Genomic DNA, 22259 nt, shown 5'->3' with positions numbered 1-22259 from the left:
TTTGCAAAACGGCTTTGGAACGGAGATCGCAAGGTTCGTGCCAATCCCTAGCGGTGGGCGAACCATTCTCTAAGATACTGACGTTGCTATCGAATTCAGCCAGGAGACAATACAAACGGCACGAGCTTAGTGGCGCTTCCTTGCATACAATGATACAGGTTTGCCTGTTCAATAAGCAGATCGATTCGGGCGCCGTTTCGTGCGGCGCCCGGCGGATTGCGCCGCTAAACTCAGGCGATCCATCGCAACACGACGAGGACGGCGGTGACGGTGATCGCGCCGCCGATGCGGGTCGCGATCTGTGCAAATGGCATCAGCTGCATCCGGTCCGCGGCGGTCAGGATGGCGACGTCGCCGGTGCCGCCCTGTCCGGAATGACAGGCATTCACGATCGCCGTCTCGATGGGATACATGTTCATCATCCGTCCGACCATGGCGCCGGTCACCATCAGCGTGAACACGGTGGCGACAATCACCGTCAGGTTCGTCACCGTGAATGCCGACATCAGCTTGGCCCACGGCGTCAGCGAGACGCCGATCGCAAACAACAGCGGATAGGTCATACCGATCTGGACAAACCGGTAGACGATCAGCCCGCCCGACTGAAGCCTCGGCGAGACCGCGCTCGACACCTTGGCGGCGACCGCAAGAAACAGCATCGCGACCGGCGCCGGCAAGCCGATCAGATGGAAGAGCATGACACCAAGCAAGTAGAGCACGATCGCCGTCAATCCTGCGGCCGCGATGGCGTGAATATCGAGCGAGAAGGATGTGTCGTCACGCGTCTCGATCGCGGCAAGGTCAATGCCGTCGGCGGCGGCGGGTTGCAGCCGGCCCTCTCCCGTCAGATGAGGATATTTCTTGCCGACATAATTCAGCATGCCACTGAACAGGATCGCGGTGAGGCTCCCCAGCATGACCGGCGGCAGCACCTGCGCAAAAAAATCTCCCTGCGACTGGCCGAGGATAGCGGAATATCCGATCGAGAGCGGGATCGCGCCCTCGCCGACGCCGCCGGCCATGATCGGCACGACGATAAAGAAGAAGGTCTTGTAGGCCCCGAGGCCGAGCGCCATGCCGACCAGCGTCCCGACGGTCCCAGCCGCGATGGAGCCGATGCCGAGCGGGACGAAGATCTTCAGAAAGCCCTTGATCAGAACATTGCGGTCCATGCCCAGAATGCTGCCGACGATGATGGCGGCGATATAGATGTAGAGAAAGTTCGTGAACTTGGTGAATTCGACGATCGATTTCTCGATCGGTGCCGGCAGCAGCTTGTAATAGACCAGCGCCGAGGGAATGAAGGTCGCGAAGATCGCAGCCGCGCCGATGTTGCGCAGCACCGGTAACCGCTTGCCCAGCTCCGCGCAGGAAAACCCGCCGAGCACCAGCACCGCGATCATCGTCGGCGCGTCCGGCTTGATCTGGCCTTGCAGCGTCAGGACAGCGAGCAGGGCGACGAGGATGGCGAAGATCGGAAGCGAGATGATTCCGATCTTGAAATCCATGATCCGCCACCAGCCGGTCGGCCAGAATGCTGGCACGCTGGACGTTTCGCGCGCGACTCGTTGATGCCAGGCCGCAGTACCAGATTGGGACTTGTCCAACATTACGCTCTCCCATTGATTTTTGGTCGACGGCCGGAATCGCCTGCACGCCTTTGGCGCGATTGCTCCGATACGGCGCCGAGCGCCGTCGCCTTCTGATGTTTCTCCGATTCCCCTGCCGCGAGCCGTTCGGCAGGGGAATGAGATGTTTCAACGCCGCGCGAGGGGCATCTCTCCGGCGTCACCGCTCCGCGCGGGGCGCGCGAAGCGGCGGGGGCGATCCGCTACCACTTGTAGCGAACGCCGGTCACGATCTCATCGGCCGTATCGTGCTTGTGGGCCTGGCTGGCGCTGTAGCCGCCGGTCGTTTTCAAATGATCGCTTGCGATATAGACGTCGACGTTCGGGATCGGGTGGTACATGAACGACGCATAGGTGGTCATTCTCGTGCCGGTCCCGGTCATGGTAGCGGCGCTGGCGTCCACAAACGGTCTCAGGGTATATCCGGCTCCACTGAGCGCTGCGTTGTGCGCAAAGAAGTCCTGCCAGCCGAGCTCGAAATCGTACAGCTTGGACGGCGTGATCTTGGCTGACACCGTCACGACGTCGTCGTCTCGTGTGCCGACGATGCCCTGATCAGCCGTATAGTGCATGTAGCCGGTGTTCAGCCGAAGCAGTCCGCCGTCCCAGTTACCGCCGATGCCCCAGGACTGATGGATGTGCCCGATGTTGGTCGTGCCGATGGTCGGGATCTCCAGCACGTTGGCGCGCGTGTAGAAGGACGAGATGTGGAACTGACCGATATTGTAGCCGGCAGCCACCGCCGCGGTGCTTCCCTTGTCGAAACCGGCGCCCGGAATCGGGCCGCTGCCCAGCGGTCCGCCCGGACCGTTGGCACTGCCGAAGTTGTAGGCTGCGCCGAGATAGAGCCCGTTGTCGAACACCTTCTTCCAGACCAGGCCCTGGTCGTAGCGTGTGTCGCCCTGACCATTGGCGCCGTTGCCGCCGCTGGTGTAGAAGATGATCTGCTTGAAGTTGTTGTTGTTGGTGAATCCTCCCTCGCCGGTGCTGAGGGCTGAGCTGCCATAGGGATCAGCCCAGATATTCGCGACATCGCGCGGCAGCGTGTTCTGGCGACCGACGCTGAACCTGCCAAGTAGCGGACTGTCGAATCCGACCCATGCGTCGCGGTTGAAGATCACACCGGGCGTATCCATGTTGCCGCTGGGCAGCTCGAATTCGCTTTCCACCTTCGCCAGCAGATTGAAGCCGTATTCAGGGAACACCTTCTGGGTAATGAAGAGGCCCCACCGGTTGCCGCTGAACCATGAAACGTTCAATCCCGCCGTCGAGTGCCCGGCTTTGTCGACATTAGTCACGTAACCCAGCGTCGGCTCGATGATACCGTAAAGCAGCACGTCGGTGCTCTGGGAAATACCGATATGCACGGGCCTGCCGTTGATGAAGCTGTCCCAGGGCCCGGTCTTGGTCGGCATCGGACCGGGCGGCGGGGCCGCGGCGTTCGCCTCCTGCGCCCGCTCCACCTGCTGGACCCGATCGTCCAGCTTCTTGACCTTCTTCTTCTGCTCTTCCATGTCGGTCAGGCGCTTGTTAAGCGCTCTGATCTCAGCCTTCAGCTCGGCGATATCGTCTGCCTTCACCGGCGTCGCGACCACCGATGTGATCGCAGCAAGCGTTGCGCCGATCAGCAGATATCGCGCGGCCTTGTCCGGCGCGCACCGTCCGGTCAAGGCCGTGCCCGACAGCCACTTGTGCTGGAATTGCCTTGTTCGTGTCATATCGCCCCCCTTGAGAGAATTGTTGGTTCGCTCGGGGAAACTGGCGGCGAGAGCTGTCAGAACCCTGTCATCTCCGAACAGCAGACGATCGGAACGGTGACCGTTGCGCGATCACCACACCTCGGAGAGCAGACGGAAGGTTCCATGTTGTGATGGATGAGCACTGGCGTCACGACGCCATCTCGCGGGCAGCTGCGTCGGAACGCGCTGCGGACATCCGAGAACACTTGACCAAATTGTCGCACCTGATTTAGTGGAGCGAAATTCCAAGAACGCGCACCAGCAAATGGCGCCACGGACAACGGGTTCCGGGTCGGGTGGCCCGCGCGCCTTTCAAGAGGAAACGACAGGCTGCGACAGCAATCGCCGCTGCCGAACATGAGGACGCGACGCGCGTCTTCGAGGGGACGCGTGACATGCGCGACAGGTCTTGCGTGCGCTTTTGATCGAGGATACCGCGGATCTCGGCGCGGCAATCGTCGCGCGCCTGCGCGGCCAGGGGCACGCCGTCGAATGGCTGACCGACGGCGGACATGCATCGCGGCGCCTTCAGGAAGACCCATTCGACCTGATCATTCTCGATCTCATGCTGCCGGGCATCAACGGCTCGGACCTGCTCAAGCTGGTGCGGAGCCGGCGCATTCATACCCCCGTCCTCGTCATCACCGCCCGGGGTGACCTCGGCGACAAGATCAACGTGCTCGACATCGGAGCCGACGATTATCTCGTAAAGCCGTTCGACCTGCGCGAGCTGGAAGCCAGAATGCGCGCCGTCGTGCGGCGGCACAGCGGTATGCCGACGAGCCGGATCGAAATCGGCGACGTGACGGTGGATATCGCCGCACAATCGGTGATCGCGGCCGGCACGCGGATAGAGCTGACCCGGCGCGAGTTTCGCTTGCTGGAGCTACTGGTGCTCTCGCCCGGACAAGTCGTACCCAGGGAACGTCTGATGGATCAGCTGTTCGGTTACGAGAATGCCGTCAACCCGAACGCCCTCGAGCTCTACATCTCCCGCATTCGGCGGAGATTGAAGCCAACCACGCTCCGCATCCAAACGGTGTGGGGCACCGGCTATGTCGCGAAGATCGACGATGCGGATGCGCCAGACCTCCATTAAGCGCGATATTCTGCTGGGCGCGATCTCCCTGCTCGCGATCCTCGGCATCGGCCTGTTCCTCTACGTACGCAATTTCTCGCTGAACGCAGCGGACACCGCGTTCGATCGCGTCCTTGCGGCGTCGGCGCTGTCGATCGCCGACAGCATCAGGGTCGAGGACGGAAATCTCACCGTTGAACTGCCGCTGGCGTCGCTGGAGATTCTGGGCGCCGCGCGCGAGACACGGGCGTTCTATGCGGTCCGCGCGCCGGATCATTCCCTCATCACCGGCTATGCCGATCTGCCCCAAGCGAAGCGAGATGACCGCGACCGGTCACCGACCTTCTTCGACGCGACCTATTCGAACGATGCGGTCCGCGTCGGAACGGTCTGGCGCTACATCGACTTCGGCGAGAAGTCCGGCTGGGTCAGCGTCACCGTGGCCGAGACGCGGGAAGCGCGCACGCAGCTGGCGTCGCATATCCTCAAGAACTCGTTTGCGCCGATGGCGCTGGCGGGACTGGTCATGTGTCTTCTGATTTCGAAGGGCCTCAACCGCGCCTGGGCTCCCCTGGTGTCGCTCGAGGCGGAATTGACCGGGCGCGAGCCCGCCGACCTCACCCCGATCCGGACGTCAGTGCCGAAAGAAGTGACCTCGCTGGTTTCCAGCCTCAACGTGTTCATGCAGCGGCTTGACGGCGTGCTGAGCACATTGCGTCGCATCGCCGTCGACACCACCCACGAAATGCGCACCCCCCTTGCCTCGATCCGAGCGCTCGCGGAGGTGGCTGCCGCCGAAAAGGACCCTGCCCTGCAACGTAGTTATGTCGACCGCATCCACGCCAATGCAGTCGATGCCACACGGATCGTCAACCAGTTGCTGGCCGAAGCCGCGATCGCCCATCACATCGAGACCTCCAGCAATCCGCGCTGCGATTTCCTGGAGCTCTATCTGCAGGCCGTCGAACGTCTGCCGGCGCACAGCATGCAGCGCTGCCGGCTGACCGATCTTTCGACGACCCATGACGACTTCCTGGTTTGCGGCGCGCCGCTGGCGTTTCGCGAACTGATCGACAATCTGCTCGACAATGCGCTGAAATACGCGCCGGCCGGCACGATCGACGTCGATTTGCGGACCACGCCTGACGGATCGACCATTCTGTTTGACGTCGCGGACCGCGGTCCTGGCATTCCCGACGCGGAAAAGGCGGTGGTGCTGGAGCGCTTCCGGCGCGGCACGGCTGGGGCCGAGATTGCCGGGACCGGGCTCGGCCTCAATATCGCGAAAAGCGCCGCGGTGGCGGCTGGCGGCGATCTGTCCCTGCTCGATCGCCCCGGCGGCGGTCTTGTCGCGCGCGTCACCCTGCCGAGGGCGGCATGATGGGCGATCGTCGATATCCGGTGGCGCGATGCGCCGCACGTTTCGCGACGTTGGTCGCGGTACTGCTCCTCGCCTGCGTGGACTGCCGCGCCGATCAGTCAAAATCCGCCAACAAGATGATGGTCTTTCCTGCGCCCGCCGGCACCGCCGCAACGCTCCTGATTCATGGCACGGCCGATATTGCCCCGATGGGTCCCGTCATCGAAGGTTTCCAGAAACAGCATCCCGAGATCGAGGTCCGCTATCGCCTCTACGAGACGGTGCCGCTCTATCAGGATGCCGTGATGACCTCCAAGGACAAGCCCCTCGCTGACCTCCTGATCAGCTCGGCGATGGACCTTCAGGTCAAGCTTGCCAATGACGGGCACCTGCAGCAGGCCTCGATCGCGGCCCGCGGACTTCCCGATTGGGCGATCTGGCGCAACGAGATATTCGGCTTCACGTTGGAGCCGGCGGTAATCGTCTACAACAAGGCCGCGCTCGACCGTGACGAGATCCCCAAATCGCACCAGGATCTGATCCGGCTATTGGAACGATCGCCCGAGCGGTTTCGCGGAAAGGTCGCGACCTATGACATCGGCGTCAGCGGCGTCGGGTATCTGTTTGCGACCACCGAGTCCATGCTGTCGGCGAATTTCTGGCGCTTGGCCCACGCACTCGGGGTCGCGAAGGCCCAGCTTTTCTGCTGCACCCAGGACATGCTCGACTCGCTCATCCGCGGCAACACGCTGATCGCCTATGACGTGCTCGGCTCCTATGCGCTCCGTCAGACGGAACTGCAGGGCAACATCGGGATCGTCGTGCCGGAAGACTACGTCGTGGCGGTATCGCGGACCATCGTCATCCCGCGCAGGGCGCGGCGGCCGGACCTCGCCCGCCTGTTCGTGGACTATATTCTCTCCGAGGCTGGTCAGACAGTGGTTGCCGATGCGTTTGGGCTTTCGATCGCGGGATTGGGCACCGATCGCGAGCAGATGAAGGCGCGATATCTCGCCGAGAAGCCGGGCCTGCTCAGTTTCCCGACCCTTGGTCTGCCGGCGCTCACTTACCTCGACGTCGTCAAGCGCGAGCAGTTCGTGAAGACCTGGCGACAGATCGTATCGCCCTAGCGGAGTCAATCCGGCCAGATCAGCTCCTGCAGCCCGACGAGGTCGTCGACCTTGTCCGGCCAGCCCGCGATGCAGATGCTGTTGAGCGGATCGGAGAAGCGATGCAGCAGCATCAGCGCCATCAGCCGCCGCTTCAGCGCGAAGGTGACGTCCGCGCGCGCGATGCCAAAACCCCCGAACAGGCTGCGCACCCGGCGCAGATGGCCGGCGGCCATGAAGGCGCTGAGACCGAGCAGGTCGTATTCGCCCCACCCTGTCCGCACGTCGCCGAAGTCGATCAGCCCGGCGAGACGCCATTGGCTGCCGCGGCGCTCAAGCAGGAAGTTTTCCGGGATGTATTCGCCGGTCAGGATCACCGGCGACGCGGCCATCGGGATCAGCGCCTCGGCGTCGCGCAGGAGATCGTCGAGCCCGTCGAGGAATTTTTGCGGCAGTCCGAGCCGCTGATGCCGCGCGCGGCACTGCGCGATCTGACCGCGCATGAGGACATCCCACCGCGGCTCGATCGCCAGCAGCGCGCCCGGCGGCACGCGCTGCACCTCTGATATCACGGCGCCGATCTCGGCCAGAACGAGCTCCTTTTGCGCTTCCGGCAGCGTCGGCCAGGCGTCGCTGCCGAGCACGCCCGAAAGCCGCGTGATGACAAGATAAGGCCAGCCGTCGCGCTCGCCCTGCGCGACGATCTCCGGGATCGGAATGCCGAGCCGGCCGCGCAACGCCACCAGCGCGGCATGCTCGGAGACGAATTGCGGGCGCAGAAATGGCGGGAAGATCTTCAGGATCAGACCGTCGTCGAGCCCGATGACGAGATTGGTGCCGGTTGCGAACACATGCAGCGCGTCGCAGGCGAGCCCGTGGCCGTCAGCAATATCGCGCGCGACCGGCAGCCAGCGCGAGGTGTCGCCGCGCCAGGCGCGGTAGGTGTCGTAGTCGGTGATGGATGGAAGGGAAGCGGTCATGTGCGGTGGTCAAGGAGCGGATTCGTAGCCCGGATGGAGCGCAGCGCAATCCGGGGATTCCCGTCCGCTTGCAAGACTGGTCCCGGATTTCGCTTCGCTTCATCCGGGCTACGCAGCCTCACCGGTCCGGATTGGCGCGCTCGAACTGGCGCAACAGGCGGTTGCCGCGCTCCACCGCCATGTCCAGTGCGACCTGCGCCGAGCGCTTGCCGGCAAAGGCCTGCTCGAGCTCTTCCTCGATCACGTCGCGGATCAGAACGAACGAGCCGAGGCGGATGCCGCGCGAATTGTCGGTCGGCGGCTTCAGCGTGACTTCTTCAATTGAAATGGAGGCGCCGGGATTGCGATCGTAGAAGCCCTGCGTGCGGGAGAGATCGAACGCGGCGCGGGTGATCGGCAGATAGCCGGTGTTCTGGTGCCAGGCGGCCTGCACCTCCGGCCGCGACAGATAGGCGAAGAATCTTGCGACCCCGGCATATTCGACGCGCGGCCGGTCGCGCAACACCCACAGCGTGGCGCCGCCGATGATCGAGTTCTGCGGCGCGCCAAGCACGTCGGGGTAATACGGCATCATGCCGTAGCCGACCTCGAATTTCGAGTTGGCCTTGATGTCGGCGCGCGTGCCCGAGGAGCCGATGAAGATGCCGCACTCGCCCTTCTGGAAGCGCGGCTCGGCCGCCTGCCCGCGGCCGCTATAGTCGAAGATCTTGGTCGTCTGCCAATCCGCGAGCTGGGCGATGTGGCGCACCATCAGCGGGTGGTTGAAGATCAGCTGCGCATCCAGCCCACCAAAGCCGTTGGCCTTGGTCGCGATCGGCAGATTGTGGAAGGCGGAAAAATTCTCGACATTGATCCAGGACGGCCACGACGTCGTCACGCCGCACGGCGCGCCGGCTGCACGCAACCGCTTCGCGGCCGTGCCGACCTCGGGCCAGGTCTTCGGCGGCACGTCCGGATCGAGCCCGGCGGAACGGAACATGTCCTTGTTGTAGTAGAGGATCGGCGTCGAGGCGTTGAACGGGAACGACAACATGTTGCCGGCGACGTCGGCGTAATAGCCGGCCACCGCGGGCAGATAGGCCGACGGCGTGAACGCCTCCGACTGATCCCGCATCAGCTCGAACACCGGATAGATCGCGCCGCGCGCCGCCATCATGGTCGCGGTTGCGATCTCGTTGACCTGCACGATCGCCGGCTGGCTGCGCGAACGGAACGCGAAGATCGCCGCGGTCACGGTCTCGGTGTAGTTGCCCTTGTAGGCCGGCACGATCCGGAAATCGGCCTGCGCGGCGTTGAAATCGGCGGCGACCTTCTCGACCTGCTTGCCGAGCTCGCCCGACATCGCGTGCCACCACATGATCTCGGTCGCGGCCCGCGCCGGCGACATCAGGAGAAGGACCGCGGCGGCGGCCGACTGCAGGACTTTCAATCCAAACTTCACAACGCGACGTCCCCCTCCTGGCGAGGTGCCGTCATAAGGCCCCACAACCGCAGTTTCAATCCGCCCCCGCTGGTTGCAGCGCGCAAATTATCTATTTCGCCGATGGCGAACCATCCGCGTTCTGCTAAAATTGTGTTGAACCTTTTCTTCCCGCCCTGGACTCAAATCACAAGGGGATTTGTTGCCTGTGTACCGCCGCGCCGGCCTTTCGCGGACCATAACGCTTGTCGTCGCGCTGTTGTGTACGGCGGTGTCGGCGAGCGCGTTTGCGCGCGAATTCCGGGCCGCCGACACCCAGAGCGAGGATTATCCGACCGTCCAGGCGCTGCGCTATATGGGCCGCCTGGTTGCTGAGCGGAGCGGCGGCCGGCACCAGATGCAGGTCTTCCACTCGCGCCAGCTCGGCGAGGAGAAGGAGACGCTGGAGCAGACCCGGGCCGGCGCGATCGACCTCAACCGCACCAATGTCGCGCTGATCGGGACGATGGTGCCGGCGGTGAACGTGCTGGCGATGCCGTTCCTGTTTCGATCGGTTGAGCATCTGCAAAAGGTGCTGGACGGACCGATCGGCAACGAGATCCTGGCCAGCTTCGAAGCCCATGGTTTCGTCGGCCTGGCGTTTTACGATTCCGGGGCGCGTTCGATCTACAACAGCGTCCGCCCGGTGCGGTCGCTCGACGACCTGAAAGGCCTGCGCGTGCGTGTCCAGCAGTCCGAACAGATGTCCGCCATGATGCGCGCGCTCGGCGCCGAGCCGGTCGAGCTGCCCTACGGCCAGGTGCTGACCGGGCTTGCCAACCGGCTGATCGACGGCGCCGAGAACAACTGGCCCTCCTTCGTCACCACCGATCACTACAAATATGCCGGCTACTACACGCTGACCGAGCACACGGTCAGCCCCGAAGTCCTCGTGATGTCGCAAAAGGCATGGGCCAGCCTGTCGCCGGAGGACCGCAAGATCTTTCGCGAGGCCGCGCAGCGCTCCAGCGTCTACATGCGCGAGAAGTGGAAGGACCTCGAGGACCGGTCGCGCAAGCAGGCCGAGGACGTCGGTGTGAAAATCGTGACCGCGTTCGACCGCAAGCCGTTCGAGGCCGCGATGGCCGGCATCTATGCCAGGGCCGGCCGCGAGCCTGATATCGCGGCCCTGATCGAACGCATCCGCAAGGTGGAGTGACCGGATCTTGGGAGCGCCCCAACAGGACGGGAATGGAGGACGGCCGCAGGGCTTCGCGGTGCGCGGCCGTTTCCACATCGTCCAGTGGCTGCGCGCGGTCCCGATCCGCTGGCGCATCCTGTCGATCGCGCTGCTCAACTCCGCCGTCGTGATCGTGCTCGCCGTGCTGATCTGGAATGGCTCCAAGGTGCTCGGCTCGGCCTGGGAGGACGTCCGCCAGGTCCGCGAGTCCGACAAGATCCTGGCCAAGCTCGAAAGCGAGACCAGCCGGCTGCAGAACCTGATCCACCGCTACATCAACCAGCCGAGCCCCGATTTGTTCGCGGAGATCCTGCTGTTGCGCGAGGCGGTGCTCGGCACGCTGACCACGCGCGCCTCGACCGACCCGATGCTGTCGGGCTCGGTGGAGCAGCTCGAGCGCGTCACCAGCCGCTTCCTCGACGGCTTCGGCGAGTTGCGCGCGGTGCAGGCGACCATCTCCAAGACCTATAACGAGCAGGTGCTGGCTCCCACCAAGGACATGGCCGGGCTCTACTCGATCATCGAGGGCGCGACCGGGCATCGCGACGCGCTGATCTGGCCCTCGCTCGGCAAGTCGCGCGAGGCCTTCACCTCGCTCCTGGTCGCCGCCAACGCCTATTATCTGTCGCTGGACTCGGCGTCCGCGGAAGAAGCCCGCCGCAACACCGATACGATCGAGAAGACCATTCCGGTCATGACTGATCTGGCCGAGAACGACCTGCAGCGCATGGCGCTGGCGCGGCTCAAGACCAAGACCGCGGAGCTGCGCGACGGGCTCGCCAAGCTGAGCGAGCAGCTCGCCAGCCGCACCGACCTGTTGCGCAACACCATCGACGCGAGCCAGGCCGACGCGATCGGCGCGATCGACGAGCTCTCGGTCAAGATGCGCCAGCGCGAGCTGAAGGCGCAGGAGACGTTCGACAAGACGCTGAGGGACATCTCGCGCCGGGTGCTGTCGATCGCCGTGATCTTCCTCGGCATCATCATGTCGGCCGGCGTCCTGATTGCGCTGTCGATCCGCCTGCCGCTGGCGCAGATCATGGCCTCGATGCGCGCCATCACCTCGGGCGACTACGATCGCGCGGTGCAAGGCATATCGGCCAAGGACGAGGTCGGCGCCATGGCCCGCGCGGTGGAGGTGTTCCGCGAGAACGCGGTCGCCAAGCGCAAGACCGAGGACGAGCTGCGCACCGCAAAGGAAAAGGCCGAAAGCGCGCTGCTCGAACTCAACACCGCGCAGCAGAACCTGATCGACGCCGAACGCCTCGCCGCCCTCGGCGGGCTCGTCGCCGGCGTCGCCCACGAGGTCAACAACCCGATCGGCATCAGCCTCACGGTCGCCTCGAGCTTCGCACGCCGCGCCGAGATGTTCGAAAGCGATCTGAAGACGGAGCCATTGCGCCGCTCCAAGCTCGACGAATTCGTCCGCACCTCGCGCGACGCCGCGCAGCAACTGGTTGCGAACCTGACGCGGGCCGGCGAGCTGATCCAGTCGTTCAAGCAGGTCGCCGTCGACCGCTCGCACGCCGAACGGCGGCAGTTCAGCCTCGGCGAGTCGACCGACCAGATCGTCGCGAGCCTGCGGCCGGTGCTGAAGAAGGCCGCCATCACGCTGACGGTCGACGTGCCGGAGGGGCTCTTGATCGACGGCTATCCGGGCGCCTACGGCCAAATCTTAACCAATCTTTTCCTCAACGCCGTCAATCATGCCTTCGCCGACGGCCGTTCCGGCGCGATCTCGATCTCGGCGCGGGCGCGCGGCACGGACGATGTCGAGATCATCTTCGCCGACAACGGCGCCGGCATGACGCCGGACGTGCAGCGGCAGGCGTTCGATCCCTTCTTCACCACGCGCCGCAACGAAGGTGGTACGGGCCTGGGCTTGCATATCGTCTATAACCTTGTCACCCAGCAGCTCGGCGGCCGCATGATGCTGGAGTCAAGGGTAGGACAAGGAACGACTTTTCGCATTATCATGCCCAGGATCGCCAAGGGCCAACCCACCATCACTGACGCAGCAGCCGACGGAACCAGTCAATGGCCGAACAGGACGATGTCCTCCACCTGATCGACGATACCGAGAGCGCCTCGGAGGATTCATCGGCGCGGAAATGGAAGATCGCCGTCATCGACGACGATCATGCGGTGCATGAAGGGACCCGCTTCGCGCTGAGCGACTACAATCTGAACGGCGCGACGCTGGAAATCCTGTCGGCTTATTCCGCGGCCGAAGGTCGCACGCTGATGCGGGACAACCCCGACATCGCCGCCGTCCTGCTCGACGTCATCATGGAGACCGACATCGCCGGCCTCGAGCTCGTCGAATATATCCGCAACGAGATCAAGAACGAGACCGTCCGCATCATCCTGCGCACCGGCCAGCCGGGCCAGGCGCCGGAGCGGCGCGTCATCGTCCAGTACGACATCAACGACTACAAGGCGAAGACCGAGCTTACCGCCGACAAGCTGTTCACCTCCCTGACCGCAGCGCTGCGCAGCTACCAGCAGCTCGAGCGCATGGTGCAGACGCGGCGCGGGCTCGAGATCATCATCGATGCCGCCTCGACCCTGTACGACTTCAAGTCGATGCAGCGGCTCGCCGAGGGCGTGCTGACCCAGCTCGCTTCGCTCCTCAACGTCGATTGCGCTGGAATCCTGGTGCTGCGCGACGACGGCAACGCCGCCGCCGCCGATTTCTCGGTGCTGGCCTGCTCCGGCTGCTACAGCCGCTTCATCGGCACCACCTCGTCGAGGGCGCTCGATCCGGATCTGCGGTCGATGGTGGAAGCCGCCTTCCAGCGCCGCAAGAACGAATTCGCCGACCACCGCAGCGTGCTTTATTCGCGCACCGGCAGCGGCCGCGAGGTCGTGGTGCTGCTGCAGGCCGAGCGCCAGCTCTCCGACACCGACCGCGCGCTGGTCGAGATCTTCTCGAGCCGCCTGTCGATCGCGTTCGACAACGTGATCCTGTACCAGCAGCTCCACGAGGCCAACACCCAGCTCGAGGACCGCGTCGCGCAGCGCACCCGCGCGCTGATGCAAGCCAACCGGCGGCTGTCGGCGCAGTGGCTGCGGCTGCAGCGCGCCAACGGCTTCAAGAACGAGATCCTCGGCACCGTCGCGCACGATCTGAAGAATCCGCTCGGGGTGATCCTCGGCCGCACCGAGATGCTGACCGAGCTGATCAGTGCCGGCTCCCCGAAGGAGAACGTCACCGCGCAGGTCGAGCATATCAGGGACGCCACCAGGCGCCTGACCTCGATGGTCGACCACCTGATCTCGGACGCGATGGCCGACGCTTTCGACATCACCATCCGCCGCGAGCCGGTCGACGTGTCGGCCCTCGTCAACGAGGTGACCGAGGCCAACCTGCCGCTGGCGGTCAACAAGCAGCAAAGCATCTCCGTTTCGGCGCCGCCACAATTCGTGACCATGTGCGATGCCGACCGGATCCGCGAGGCGATCGACAATCTGGTCTCGAACGCCATCAAATATTCGCCGATCGGCGGCAAGATCACCGTCCTGGTCAACCACGAGGGCGAGAACACTGTGATCCGCATCACCGACCAGGGCGCCGGCCTGAGCCCAGAGGACCTCGGACGGCTGTTCGGCCGGTTCCAGCGGCTGTCCGCCAAGCCGACCGCCGGCGAAAGCTCCACCGGCCTCGGCCTGTCCATCGTCAAACGCATTATCGATATGCATGGCGGCCATGTGACCGCCGAAAGCGCCGGACCCGGACAGGGGGCGACCTTTACGGTTACATTGCCCGCGACAGAGACATCATGAGCCAGAACCCGCATATCTTCATCGTCGACGACGAGGCGCCTGCCCGCGAAATGGTCGGCGATTACCTCAAGATGCATGGCTTTGGCGTGACGCTGTGCGACGGCGGAAAAAGCCTGCGCAAGGAGATCGAGACCAGCGTGCCCGATCTCGTGGTGCTCGATCTCAACATGCCCGAGGAAGACGGGCTGTCGATCATCCGCGACCTCAAGAGCAAGATCAACGTCCCCGTCATCATGCTGACAGCAACTGCCAGCCCGATCGACCGGGTGGTCGGGCTCGAGCTCGGCGCCGACGATTACGTGGCAAAACCCTGCGAGCTGCGCGAGCTGATGGCCCGCATCCGCTCGGTGCTGCGGCGGAGCGGGCCGGCAAAGGCCGCGGCGTCGGAGCCCGCGAACGCCAAGGCCGAGAAGGAGCAATTGGTGCGGTTCGGCACCAAATGGCTCGATCTCGAGGCTCAGGCGCTGCGCGACGACGAAGGCAACGAGCACCCGCTGACCGCGTCCGAATTCGGCCTGCTGAAGGTGTTCGCGGCCAACCCGAAGCGCGTCCTGTCGCGCGAGCGGCTCTTGGAACTCGCCAATGCGCGCGACGCCGAGGCGTTCGACCGCGCGGTCGACCTGCGCATCATGCGCATCCGGCGTAAGATCGAGATCGATCCGACCAAGCCCGCGGTGATCCGCACCATCAGGGGCGGCGGCTATTTGTTCTCGCCGGCCGGGGATAAGGCTTAGCCAGCCTCTCGATGTCGTCCCGGCCTAGTGCGCAATTGCGCACGGGGCCGGGACGACAATTGGTTGTGCGGCACGCGCGGATTCATCGACACAGAGGCTGTCAATCCTGCGCAAAAATCCCTAAATTTCGGCCATGCCTAAAACAGCCTCCAAAGCCCCCGCCAAGCCAGCACCGAAGACCGCACCAAAGCCCGTCGCCGCCAAGGCCACGGCGAAGGGCGACCACGTCTTCCTGGTCGACGGTTCCTCCTACATCTTCCGCGCCTACCACGCGCTGCCGCCGCTGAACCGCAAGTCCGACGGGCTGCAGGTCAATGCCGTGCTCGGCTTCTGCAACATGCTGTGGAAGCTGCTCCGCGATATGCCCGCGCAGGAGAAGCCGACACATCTGGCGATCGTGTTCGACAAGTCGGAGATCACCTTCCGCAACAAGCTCTATCCCGACTACAAGGCGCACCGGCCGCCGGCACCCGACGACCTGATCCCGCAATTCTCGCTGATCCGCGAGGCGGTGCGCGCCTTCGACCTGCCCTGCCTCGAGCAGGCCGGCTTCGAGGCCGACGACTTGATCGCGACCTATGCGCGGCAGGCAAGCGAGCGCGGCGCCACCACGACCATCGTGTCCTCCGACAAGGACCTGATGCAGCTCGTGAACGACAAGATCACGATGTTCGACACCATGAAGGACCGCCGCATCGGCGTTCCCGAGGTGATCGAGAAATTCGGCGTGCCGCCGGAGAAGGTGGTCGAGGTGCAGGCGCTGGCCGGCGACTCCACCGACAACGTGCCCGGCGTGCCCGGCATCGGCGTCAAGACCGCGGCGCAATTGATCGTCGAGTATGGCGATCTCGAGCAGCTCCTGTTCCGCGCCACCGAGATCAAGCAGCCGAAGCGGCGCGAGGCCCTGCTCGAGAACGCCGAGAAGGCGCGCATCTCAAGGCAACTGGTCTTGCTCGACGACAAGGTCGACCTTGAGGTACCGCTCGACGAGCTTGCGGTGCAGGAGCCCGACGCGCGCAAGCTGATCGCCTTCCTGAAGGCGATGGAGTTCTCGACCCTGACCCGTCGCGTCGCCGAGTATGCGCAGATCGACCCGGCCAATATCGAGGCCGATGCCGGCAACAAGAGCGGCGCTGCCACGAAGCCCGCGGCCGAGGGCCCGACCAAGGCGAAGCCGGCAGGCACCTCCGGCGACCTGTTTGCAAGCGCAGCGCCGCCCACAAGGAGCGGCGGCAAGGAAGACAAGTCCGCGAGCTTCAAGGGCACGCCGACCGCCCTGACCGATGCGCGCGCGGATGCGATGCGCAAGCTGCCGTTCGATCGCAGCAAATACCAGGCGATCCGCAGCCTCGATGCGCTGAACGCATGGATCGCCCGCGTCCCCGACGTCGGCCATTTCGCGATCGAGGTGATGAGCGATTCGATCGACCCGATGCAGGCGGAGATTTCAGGCGTCGCTCTTTCGCTCGCGCCCGGCGACGCCGGCTATGTCCCGCTCGGCCACAAGCAGGCCGGCGGCGGCGCTGGCCTGTTCGATGCGGGACTCGCGCCCGACCAGATCAAAGCTCAAGACGCGCTCGCCGCGCTGAAGCCGCTGCTGGAATCCGCAGGCATCCTCAAGGTCGGCTTCAACGTGAAATTCTCTGCCGTGCTGCTCGCCCAACACGGCATCACCCTGCGCAACAGCGACGATGCGCAGCTGATGTCCTATTCGCTCGATGCCGGCCGCGGCTCGCACGCGCTGGAAGCGCTCGCCGAGCGCTCGTTCGGCCACGCCATGATCGCCTATGGCGGCCTGATCGGCAGCGGCAAGGGCAAGCTCTCTTTCGACCAAGTGACGATCGACAAGGCGACCGAATATTCGGCCGAAAGCGCCGACGCCACCTTGCGGCTGTGGCGCATCCTGAAACCGCGCCTCGTCGGCGACCGCATGGCGACCGTCTATGAGACGCTGGAGCGGCCGCTGGTCTCGGTGCTGGCGCGGATGGAGCGGCGCGGCATCTCGATCGACCGCCAGGTGCTGTCGCGGCTGTCGGGCGATTTCGCCCAGACCGCCGCGCGGGTCGAGGCCGAGATCCAGGAGATCGCCGGCGAGCCGGTCAATGTCGGCAGCCCCAAGCAGATCGGCGACATCCTGTTCGGCAAGATGGGTTTGCCCGGCGGCGCCAAGACCAAGACCGGCGCGTGGTCGACCACCGCGCAGGTGCTCGACGACCTCGCCGAGCAGGGCCACGAGCTGCCCAGCAAGATCCTGGAGTGGCGCCAGGTCTCCAAGCTGAAATCGACCTACACCGATGCGCTGCCGACCTATGTCAATCCGCAGACCCACCGCGTCCACACCACCTACGCGCTGGCGGCGACCACTACGGGCCGGCTGTCGTCGAACGAACCGAATTTGCAGAACATCCCGGTTCGTACCGAGGACGGCCGCAAGATCCGCCGCGCCTTCATCGCGACGGCGGGCCACAAGCTGGTCTCGGCCGACTACTCCCAGATCGAGCTCAGGCTGCTCGCCGAGATCGCCGACGTGCCGATGCTGCGGCAGGCGTTCCGCGACGGGCTCGACATCCACGCGATGACCGCCTCCGAAATGTTCGGCGTGCCGATCAAGGACATGCCGAGCGAGGTGCGCCGCCGGGCGAAAGCAATCAACTTCGGTATCATCTACGGCATCTCGGCCTTCGGCCTCGCCAACCAGCTCGGCATCGCGCGCGAGGAAGCCTCGGCCTATATCAAGAAATACTTCGAGCGCTTCCCCGGCATCCGCGCCTATATGGAAGACACCAAGGAGTTCTGCCGCAGATACGGCTATGTCACCACGCTGTTCGGGCGCAAGTGCTACTATCCAGAGATCAAGGCGTCGAACGCCTCGCACCGCGCCTTCAACGAGCGCGCCGCGATCAACGCGCGCCTGCAAGGCTCGGCCGCCGACATCATCCGCCGCGCCATGATCCGGATGGAAGACGCGCTCGCCGAGAAGAAGCTGTCGGCGCAGATGCTGTTGCAGGTGCACGACGAACTGATCTTCGAGGTGCCCGACAACGAGGTCGCGGCGACACTGCCGGTGGTGCAGAAGGTGATGCAGGATGCGCCCTTCCCCGCCGTGAGCCTGTCGCTGCCGCTGCAGGTCGACGCCCGCGCCGCCAACAATTGGGACGAGGCGCATTGATTGAACTCCAGAGCGAGCTTCGCTCGTCTCGACCCCGCGAAGCGCGGGGCGAGGGAGCAGGCCGCCGCAGCAGCGACATTGCTCCGAGAGCAATTCTGGGATCGCCCCGCGGTGCACGACACGCTAGAAGTGTGCATTCCCTCACGAGTCCTGTTCGATGCCCCACACATCCGCCTTGCTCGGCTTTGCGCTCGTTTCCTTCGGCATGGTGCTGACGCCCGGGCCGAACATGATTTATCTGATCTCGCGCTCGATCACGCAGGGGCCTTCGGCCGGCATCGTCTCGCTCGGCGGCGTGGCGCTCGGCTTCGTGTTCTACATGCTGTGCGCGGCGTTCGGCATCACCGCGCTCCTGTTCGCGATCCCCTACGCCTATGACGCGCTGCGCTTTGCCGGCGCGGCCTATCTGCTCTGGCTCGCCTGGCAAGCGCTGAAGCCCGGCGGCCGCTCGCCGTTCCAGGTCAAGACACTCAAGGTCGACGGCCCGCGCAAGCTGTTCGCGATGGGCTTCGTCACCAATCTGCTCAACCCGAAGATCGCGATGCTGTATCTGGCGCTGCTGCCGCAGTTCATCGATCCCGCCGGCGGCAGCGTGCTGACGCAGTCGCTGATGCTCGGCTCGATCCAGATCGCGATCAGCGTCAGCGTGAACGCGATGATCGCGCTCGCCGCGGGTTCGATCGCCGTCTTCCTCGGCACCCGCCCGACCTGGCTTCTGGTGCAGCGCTGGCTGATGGGCACAGTGCTGACCGGGCTTGCGGTGAAGATGGCGTTCGAGGCGAAGCGGGCGTAGCCGCTGTCAGGCCCCGCGAAAGCGGGGCATCCAGTACTCTGAGGCGCTTCCGTCAACAACAAAGGTCACGGCGTACTGGATCACCCGCATTCGCGGGTGATGACGGAATCACCTCAGTCCAGCTTCGCCTCCATACCGCGCCGGGTGGCCGGGCGCGCCATCAGCGCGTCGTACCAGCGCTTGACGTTGGGGAAGTCCGCAAGCTCCACCTTGTGGCGCGGATGACGCCAGGCCCAGCCGAGGATGGCGAAATCGGCCACCGAAAGATCGCCGGCAACGAACTCGCGGCCCTCGAGGCGGCGGTCAAGCACGCCGTAGAGCCGGCGCGTCTCGGCCATGAAACGCTTCAGCCCGTAGGCCCGGTCGTGCTCATTCTCGAGCGCGATGAAATGGTGCACCTGGCCCGGCATCGGGCCGAAACCGCCCATCTGCCACATCAGCCATTCATAGACCGGAATCCGCTCCGCGAGCGGCTTGGGCAGGAACTTGCCGGTCTTCTCGCCGAGATAGAGCAGGATCGCGCCGGACTCGAAGATGCTGACGCGCTTGCCGCCGGGGCCGTCGGGGTCGACGATCGCGGGAATCTTGTTGTTCGGGCTGATCGCGAGGAAGCCGGGCGCCATCTGCTCGCCCTTGGTGATATTCACCGGGATCACCTTGTAGGGCAGCCCCATTTCCTCCAGCGCCACCGAGATCTTGCGGCCGTTCGGCGTGTTCCAGGTGTGCAGCTCGATGGTCATTTCCGCTTCCCCCACAAGTATTTTCCGCTTGATTAGGCGGAACCGGAAGCCGGCACAACCCGCGCTTTCCGCAGCCGTGTCAGCCGAAAATCGCGGCGTGGGCGCTGTTGACGGCGTAATATCCGCGCTGGCATGTGCCCGAGGGCGCCGATAGATTGCGCGCCGCCTCAAACCGACAGAGAAAAGCCTTGTCCAAATCAGCCTCCCGTGCCCGCCTCGCCGAGATCATCCGCAAGCGTTCGTTCGGGCGCGGCGAGATCACGCTGGCCTCGGGCCGCAAGAGCGACTTCTATTTCAACCTGAAGCCGACGATGCTTGACCCCGAGGGCGCCGCGCTGCTCGCCGAACTGACCTATGACGCGCTGAAGGACGACAATCTCGACTACGTCGGCGGGCTGGAGATGGGCGCGGTGCCGCTCGCCGGCGCGATCGCGCAGCTCTCCTGGTTGAAGGGGCATCCGATCGCGGCGTTCTTCGTGCGCAAGAAGCCGAAGGAGCACGGCGCAAAGCTCTCGGTCGAGGGGCTCGCCAAGGGCGAAACGCTCGCGGGCAAGCGCATCGTGATCGTCGAGGACGTCACCACCACCGGCGGCTCGGCGCTGAAGGCGGTGGAAGCCGTGCGCGAGGCCGGCGGCGAGATCGCGCTGGTCTTCACCATGGTCGACCGCGAGGAAGGCGCGACCGAAACCTTTGCCGAGGCCGGTCTGCCGTTCCGCGCGCTCTACAGGGCCGGCGAGTTCTTGAAGGACTGATCAAGCTCTCTTGTCCCGGACGCGGTGCAGCGCGTTCACGCGCGTCTGCGACGCGCTATGGCGATGTGCCGCAGAGCCGGGGCACGAAAGCATCGCGCGTTGACGCTTTCTCCCCGCAGTTCCCCGCCCGATCAATCGCTCGTTTACCATCCCGCATTATGGTGAATGCGCCGCGACACCTGTCGCCGCGGCGTGTTGCGTCGGGTGGAGTTCGAGTTGCGTACAGAGTTGAGTGATCGGCGTGTGCGGCGCCGCGTGATGCTTGTCGCCGCAACGCTTGCGGGCTCGATTGTGGTGATGCCCGCCCCTGTTTCGGCCGAAGGTTTGTTCGACCTCTTTTTCGGCGGCGCGCCGAAGCAGCAATCGCGTCAGGCGCCGCCGCAGGCGAATTTCTTCGCCGACCCGTTCGGCTTGAACCAGCAGCCGCAGCCGCCGGTCTCGGCGCCGGCACCGCGCGTCGCCGGATCGGGACCGGCGTTCTGCGTGCGTAGCTGCGACGGCAAGTATTTTCCGCTGACCATGCGCGGCAACGCCACGCCGGTCCAGATGTGTCAGGCGTTCTGTCCGGCGAGCCCGACCAAGGTCTATTTCGGCAGCAATATCGACGGCGCGTCGTCGAGTAGCGGCGAGCGCTACGCCGACAGCGAAAACGCGTTCGCCTACCGCAAGGCGCTGCGCGCCGACTGCACCTGCAACGGCCGCGATCCCGCCGGCCTCGCGCCGGTCGACCTTGCGCTCGACACCTCGCTGCGCGCCGGCGACGTGATCGCCACCACCGACGGCCTCGTCGCTTACACCGGCATCCGTGTCGGCAACGAGCAGGCCTTCGACTTCACCCCGATTGCCTCTTATCCGGGGCTGACGGCAGCGATCCGCGCCCGGCTGGGCGAAATGAAGGTCGCGCCCGTCACCGCCGACATGGCCAGCGATGCCCCGCTGCCGGAAACTACCCGCGACGTCGCGACGCCGACCACAATGGTGCCGAAGACGTCCACGCCGAAGCCCGCCAAGCGCGCCGACGCGAACTGACGGCCTACAAGTTTTAGCGCCCGACGATCACGCCGATCACGTTCGGCGCGGCCAGGTATTTTTCCTCGATCGCCGCGCGTGCCGCGGCGCGGTTTTCCGGATTCAGGAGGCCGCGCTTCTCGGCGAGGATCATCCAGCAATAGCCCCACCAGTCCGTCAGCATGCCATGATCGTCGACAAGGTCGTAGCCCTGCTCGCCCGCGAAGATCCGTGCATGCGCCTCATCGAGCGAATCGAGCCAGGCGTGGTCCTCCGCCGAGAACAGCGCGTCGCTGAAATCATCCGTGGTGTAGCCCCAGATCGACATGCAGACCGCGTTGAACTCGCGGTCGATCTGGTCGTCGTCGATCGGCTGCCGTCGCGAGGCCAGATGCAGCCGCGACAGCGAGCGCGCGAAATCGGCAATGCGGGTGAGAGCGAACTGATCGAAGGCGATGGTGGACATGTAGTCCTCGCGGAGACTGGAGACCATAGATATTGTGTGGCACTAGCGCCGAATCACAATGATATATCAAAGACTTGCTAAAGTGTTCTTAATTTGTTCCGATGATGCATACCCCATCAAGGGACGTCGTCCTGGCGAAACAGGCCGTGCAAAAAAACCACGCTCTGATGTTGGATTTGTGAGGCAGAGACTGATTCGGGGACAGGATGGCACACGTTATTGGCCAGTCGCGCTATCAGGCGACACTGTATCCAGAGACGTTGGACGAGGTGATCGCG

The 22259-nt window shown here is 64.6% G+C and carries 17 protein-coding genes; 11 read left to right on the top strand and 6 right to left on the bottom strand.

Annotated features, from left to right (window positions below; genetic code table 11):
• Positions 1-230: 230 nt before the first annotated feature.
• Positions 231-1508: a 2-hydroxycarboxylate transporter family protein gene (locus ACFFWD_RS00905; RefSeq protein ID WP_376960527.1), complete on the bottom strand. Its 1278-nt coding sequence runs from the start codon at positions 1506-1508 to the stop codon at positions 231-233.
• 323 nt (positions 1509-1831) lie between these two features.
• Positions 1832-3346 (bottom strand): porin, encoded by a 1515-nt coding sequence (locus tag ACFFWD_RS00900; RefSeq protein ID WP_376960483.1) that lies wholly within the window; start codon positions 3344-3346, stop codon positions 1832-1834.
• A 442-nt stretch (positions 3347-3788) separates the two neighbouring features.
• Here ACFFWD_RS00900 and ACFFWD_RS00895 point away from each other — a divergent pair, with 442 nt between their 5' ends.
• Genes ACFFWD_RS00895 through ACFFWD_RS00885 form a run of 3 tightly spaced genes read left to right on the top strand, consistent with a single transcriptional unit; the run spans position 3789 to position 6935 of the window.
• Positions 3789-4466 carry a response regulator transcription factor gene (locus ACFFWD_RS00895; RefSeq protein WP_376960481.1) on the top strand — a complete coding sequence of 226 codons (678 nt, stop codon included), beginning with the start codon at positions 3789-3791 and terminating at the stop codon, positions 4464-4466.
• On the top strand, positions 4447-5826 hold the full coding sequence (locus tag ACFFWD_RS00890; RefSeq protein WP_376960479.1) for a sensor histidine kinase N-terminal domain-containing protein: 1380 nt from the start codon (positions 4447-4449) through the stop codon (positions 5824-5826). The genes ACFFWD_RS00895 and ACFFWD_RS00890 overlap by 20 nt, the downstream gene beginning before the upstream one ends.
• Positions 5823-6935, top strand: coding sequence for an ABC transporter substrate-binding protein (locus tag ACFFWD_RS00885; RefSeq protein WP_376960477.1), 1113 nt, complete (start codon positions 5823-5825; stop codon positions 6933-6935). Before ACFFWD_RS00890 ends, ACFFWD_RS00885 begins: the two co-directional genes overlap by 4 nt.
• Before the next feature lie 5 nt (positions 6936-6940).
• Here ACFFWD_RS00885 and ACFFWD_RS00880 read toward each other — a convergent pair whose 3' ends face one another.
• Positions 6941-7894 (bottom strand): aminoglycoside phosphotransferase family protein, encoded by a 954-nt coding sequence (locus ACFFWD_RS00880; protein ID WP_376960475.1) that lies wholly within the window; start codon positions 7892-7894, stop codon positions 6941-6943.
• A gap of 118 nt (positions 7895-8012) precedes the next feature.
• On the bottom strand, positions 8013-9323 hold the full coding sequence (ugpB, locus tag ACFFWD_RS00875) for a sn-glycerol-3-phosphate ABC transporter substrate-binding protein UgpB (protein ID WP_376960474.1): 1311 nt from the start codon (positions 9321-9323) through the stop codon (positions 8013-8015).
• A gap of 193 nt (positions 9324-9516) precedes the next feature.
• Here ugpB and ACFFWD_RS00870 point away from each other — a divergent pair, with 193 nt between their 5' ends.
• From ACFFWD_RS00870 to ACFFWD_RS00845, 6 genes are all read left to right on the top strand, one after another.
• Positions 9517-10512: a TRAP transporter substrate-binding protein gene (locus ACFFWD_RS00870; RefSeq protein WP_376960472.1), complete on the top strand. Its 996-nt coding sequence runs from the start codon at positions 9517-9519 to the stop codon at positions 10510-10512.
• Positions 10513-10570: 58 nt separating this feature from the next.
• Entirely contained in the window at positions 10571-12601 is a 2031-nt protein-coding gene (locus tag ACFFWD_RS00865) for a sensor histidine kinase (RefSeq protein ID WP_376960525.1), read from the top strand.
• Positions 12571-14319, top strand: a complete 1749-nt coding sequence (locus ACFFWD_RS00860) for an ATP-binding response regulator (RefSeq protein WP_376960470.1) — start codon at positions 12571-12573, stop codon at positions 14317-14319. The genes ACFFWD_RS00865 and ACFFWD_RS00860 overlap by 31 nt, the downstream gene beginning before the upstream one ends.
• Entirely contained in the window at positions 14316-15053 is a 738-nt protein-coding gene (locus ACFFWD_RS00855) for a response regulator (RefSeq protein ID WP_376960468.1), read from the top strand. Before ACFFWD_RS00860 ends, ACFFWD_RS00855 begins: the two co-directional genes overlap by 4 nt.
• Positions 15054-15186: 133 nt before the next feature.
• Entirely contained in the window at positions 15187-18222 is a 3036-nt protein-coding gene (gene polA / locus ACFFWD_RS00850) for a DNA polymerase I (RefSeq protein ID WP_376960466.1), read from the top strand.
• Between the two features lie 157 nt (positions 18223-18379).
• A complete protein-coding gene (locus ACFFWD_RS00845; RefSeq protein ID WP_376960464.1) occupies positions 18380-19015 on the top strand; it encodes a LysE family translocator in 636 nt (211 codons plus the stop codon).
• Positions 19016-19128: 113 nt separating this feature from the next.
• Here ACFFWD_RS00845 and ACFFWD_RS00840 read toward each other — a convergent pair whose 3' ends face one another.
• A complete protein-coding gene (locus ACFFWD_RS00840) occupies positions 19129-19755 on the bottom strand; it encodes a glutathione S-transferase family protein (protein WP_376960462.1) in 627 nt (208 codons plus the stop codon).
• Positions 19756-19943: 188 nt separating this feature from the next.
• Between ACFFWD_RS00840 and pyrE the strand changes: the two genes are divergently transcribed.
• Together pyrE and ACFFWD_RS00830 are read left to right on the top strand one after the other, a co-directional pair.
• Positions 19944-20507 (top strand): orotate phosphoribosyltransferase, encoded by a 564-nt coding sequence (gene pyrE, locus ACFFWD_RS00835; RefSeq protein WP_376960460.1) that lies wholly within the window; start codon positions 19944-19946, stop codon positions 20505-20507.
• Positions 20508-20765: 258 nt separating this feature from the next.
• A complete protein-coding gene (locus tag ACFFWD_RS00830) occupies positions 20766-21536 on the top strand; it encodes a DUF2865 domain-containing protein (protein WP_376960523.1) in 771 nt (256 codons plus the stop codon).
• Between the two features lie 13 nt (positions 21537-21549).
• On the opposite strand, the gene ACFFWD_RS00825 is transcribed toward ACFFWD_RS00830, so the two are convergent.
• Entirely contained in the window at positions 21550-21981 is a 432-nt protein-coding gene (locus ACFFWD_RS00825) for a hypothetical protein (RefSeq protein ID WP_376960458.1), read from the bottom strand.
• Between the last annotated feature and the right edge of the window lie 278 nt (positions 21982-22259).

Source organism: Bradyrhizobium erythrophlei (assembly GCF_042430365.1).
Classification (GTDB): Bacteria; Pseudomonadota; Alphaproteobacteria; order Rhizobiales; family Xanthobacteraceae; genus Bradyrhizobium; species Bradyrhizobium erythrophlei.
This window is presented reverse-complemented; position numbering and strand designations above follow the sequence as displayed.

Excerpts from the sequence above, each read along its gene's own strand:
- ACFFWD_RS00905 (WP_376960527.1), bottom strand. The coding sequence starts at position 1,508 with ATGGATTTCAAGATCGGAATCATCTCGCTTCCGATCTTCGCCATCCTC.
- ACFFWD_RS00900 (WP_376960483.1), bottom strand. The coding sequence starts at position 3,346 with ATGACACGAACAAGGCAATTCCAGCACAAGTGGCTGTCGGGCACGGCC.
- ACFFWD_RS00890 (WP_376960479.1), top strand. The coding sequence starts at position 4,447 with ATGCGCCAGACCTCCATTAAGCGCGATATTCTGCTGGGCGCGATCTCC.
- ACFFWD_RS00885 (WP_376960477.1), top strand. The coding sequence starts at position 5,823 with ATGATGGGCGATCGTCGATATCCGGTGGCGCGATGCGCCGCACGTTTC.
- ACFFWD_RS00880 (WP_376960475.1), bottom strand. The coding sequence starts at position 7,894 with ATGACCGCTTCCCTTCCATCCATCACCGACTACGACACCTACCGCGCC.
- ACFFWD_RS00860 (WP_376960470.1), top strand. The coding sequence starts at position 12,571 with ATGGCCGAACAGGACGATGTCCTCCACCTGATCGACGATACCGAGAGC.
- ACFFWD_RS00855 (WP_376960468.1), top strand. The coding sequence starts at position 14,316 with ATGAGCCAGAACCCGCATATCTTCATCGTCGACGACGAGGCGCCTGCC.
- polA (WP_376960466.1), top strand. The coding sequence starts at position 15,187 with ATGCCTAAAACAGCCTCCAAAGCCCCCGCCAAGCCAGCACCGAAGACC.
- ACFFWD_RS00845 (WP_376960464.1), top strand. The coding sequence starts at position 18,380 with ATGCCCCACACATCCGCCTTGCTCGGCTTTGCGCTCGTTTCCTTCGGC.
- ACFFWD_RS00840 (WP_376960462.1), bottom strand. The coding sequence starts at position 19,755 with ATGACCATCGAGCTGCACACCTGGAACACGCCGAACGGCCGCAAGATC.
- ACFFWD_RS00830 (WP_376960523.1), top strand. The coding sequence starts at position 20,766 with ATGCTTGTCGCCGCAACGCTTGCGGGCTCGATTGTGGTGATGCCCGCC.
- ACFFWD_RS00825 (WP_376960458.1), bottom strand. The coding sequence starts at position 21,981 with ATGTCCACCATCGCCTTCGATCAGTTCGCTCTCACCCGCATTGCCGAT.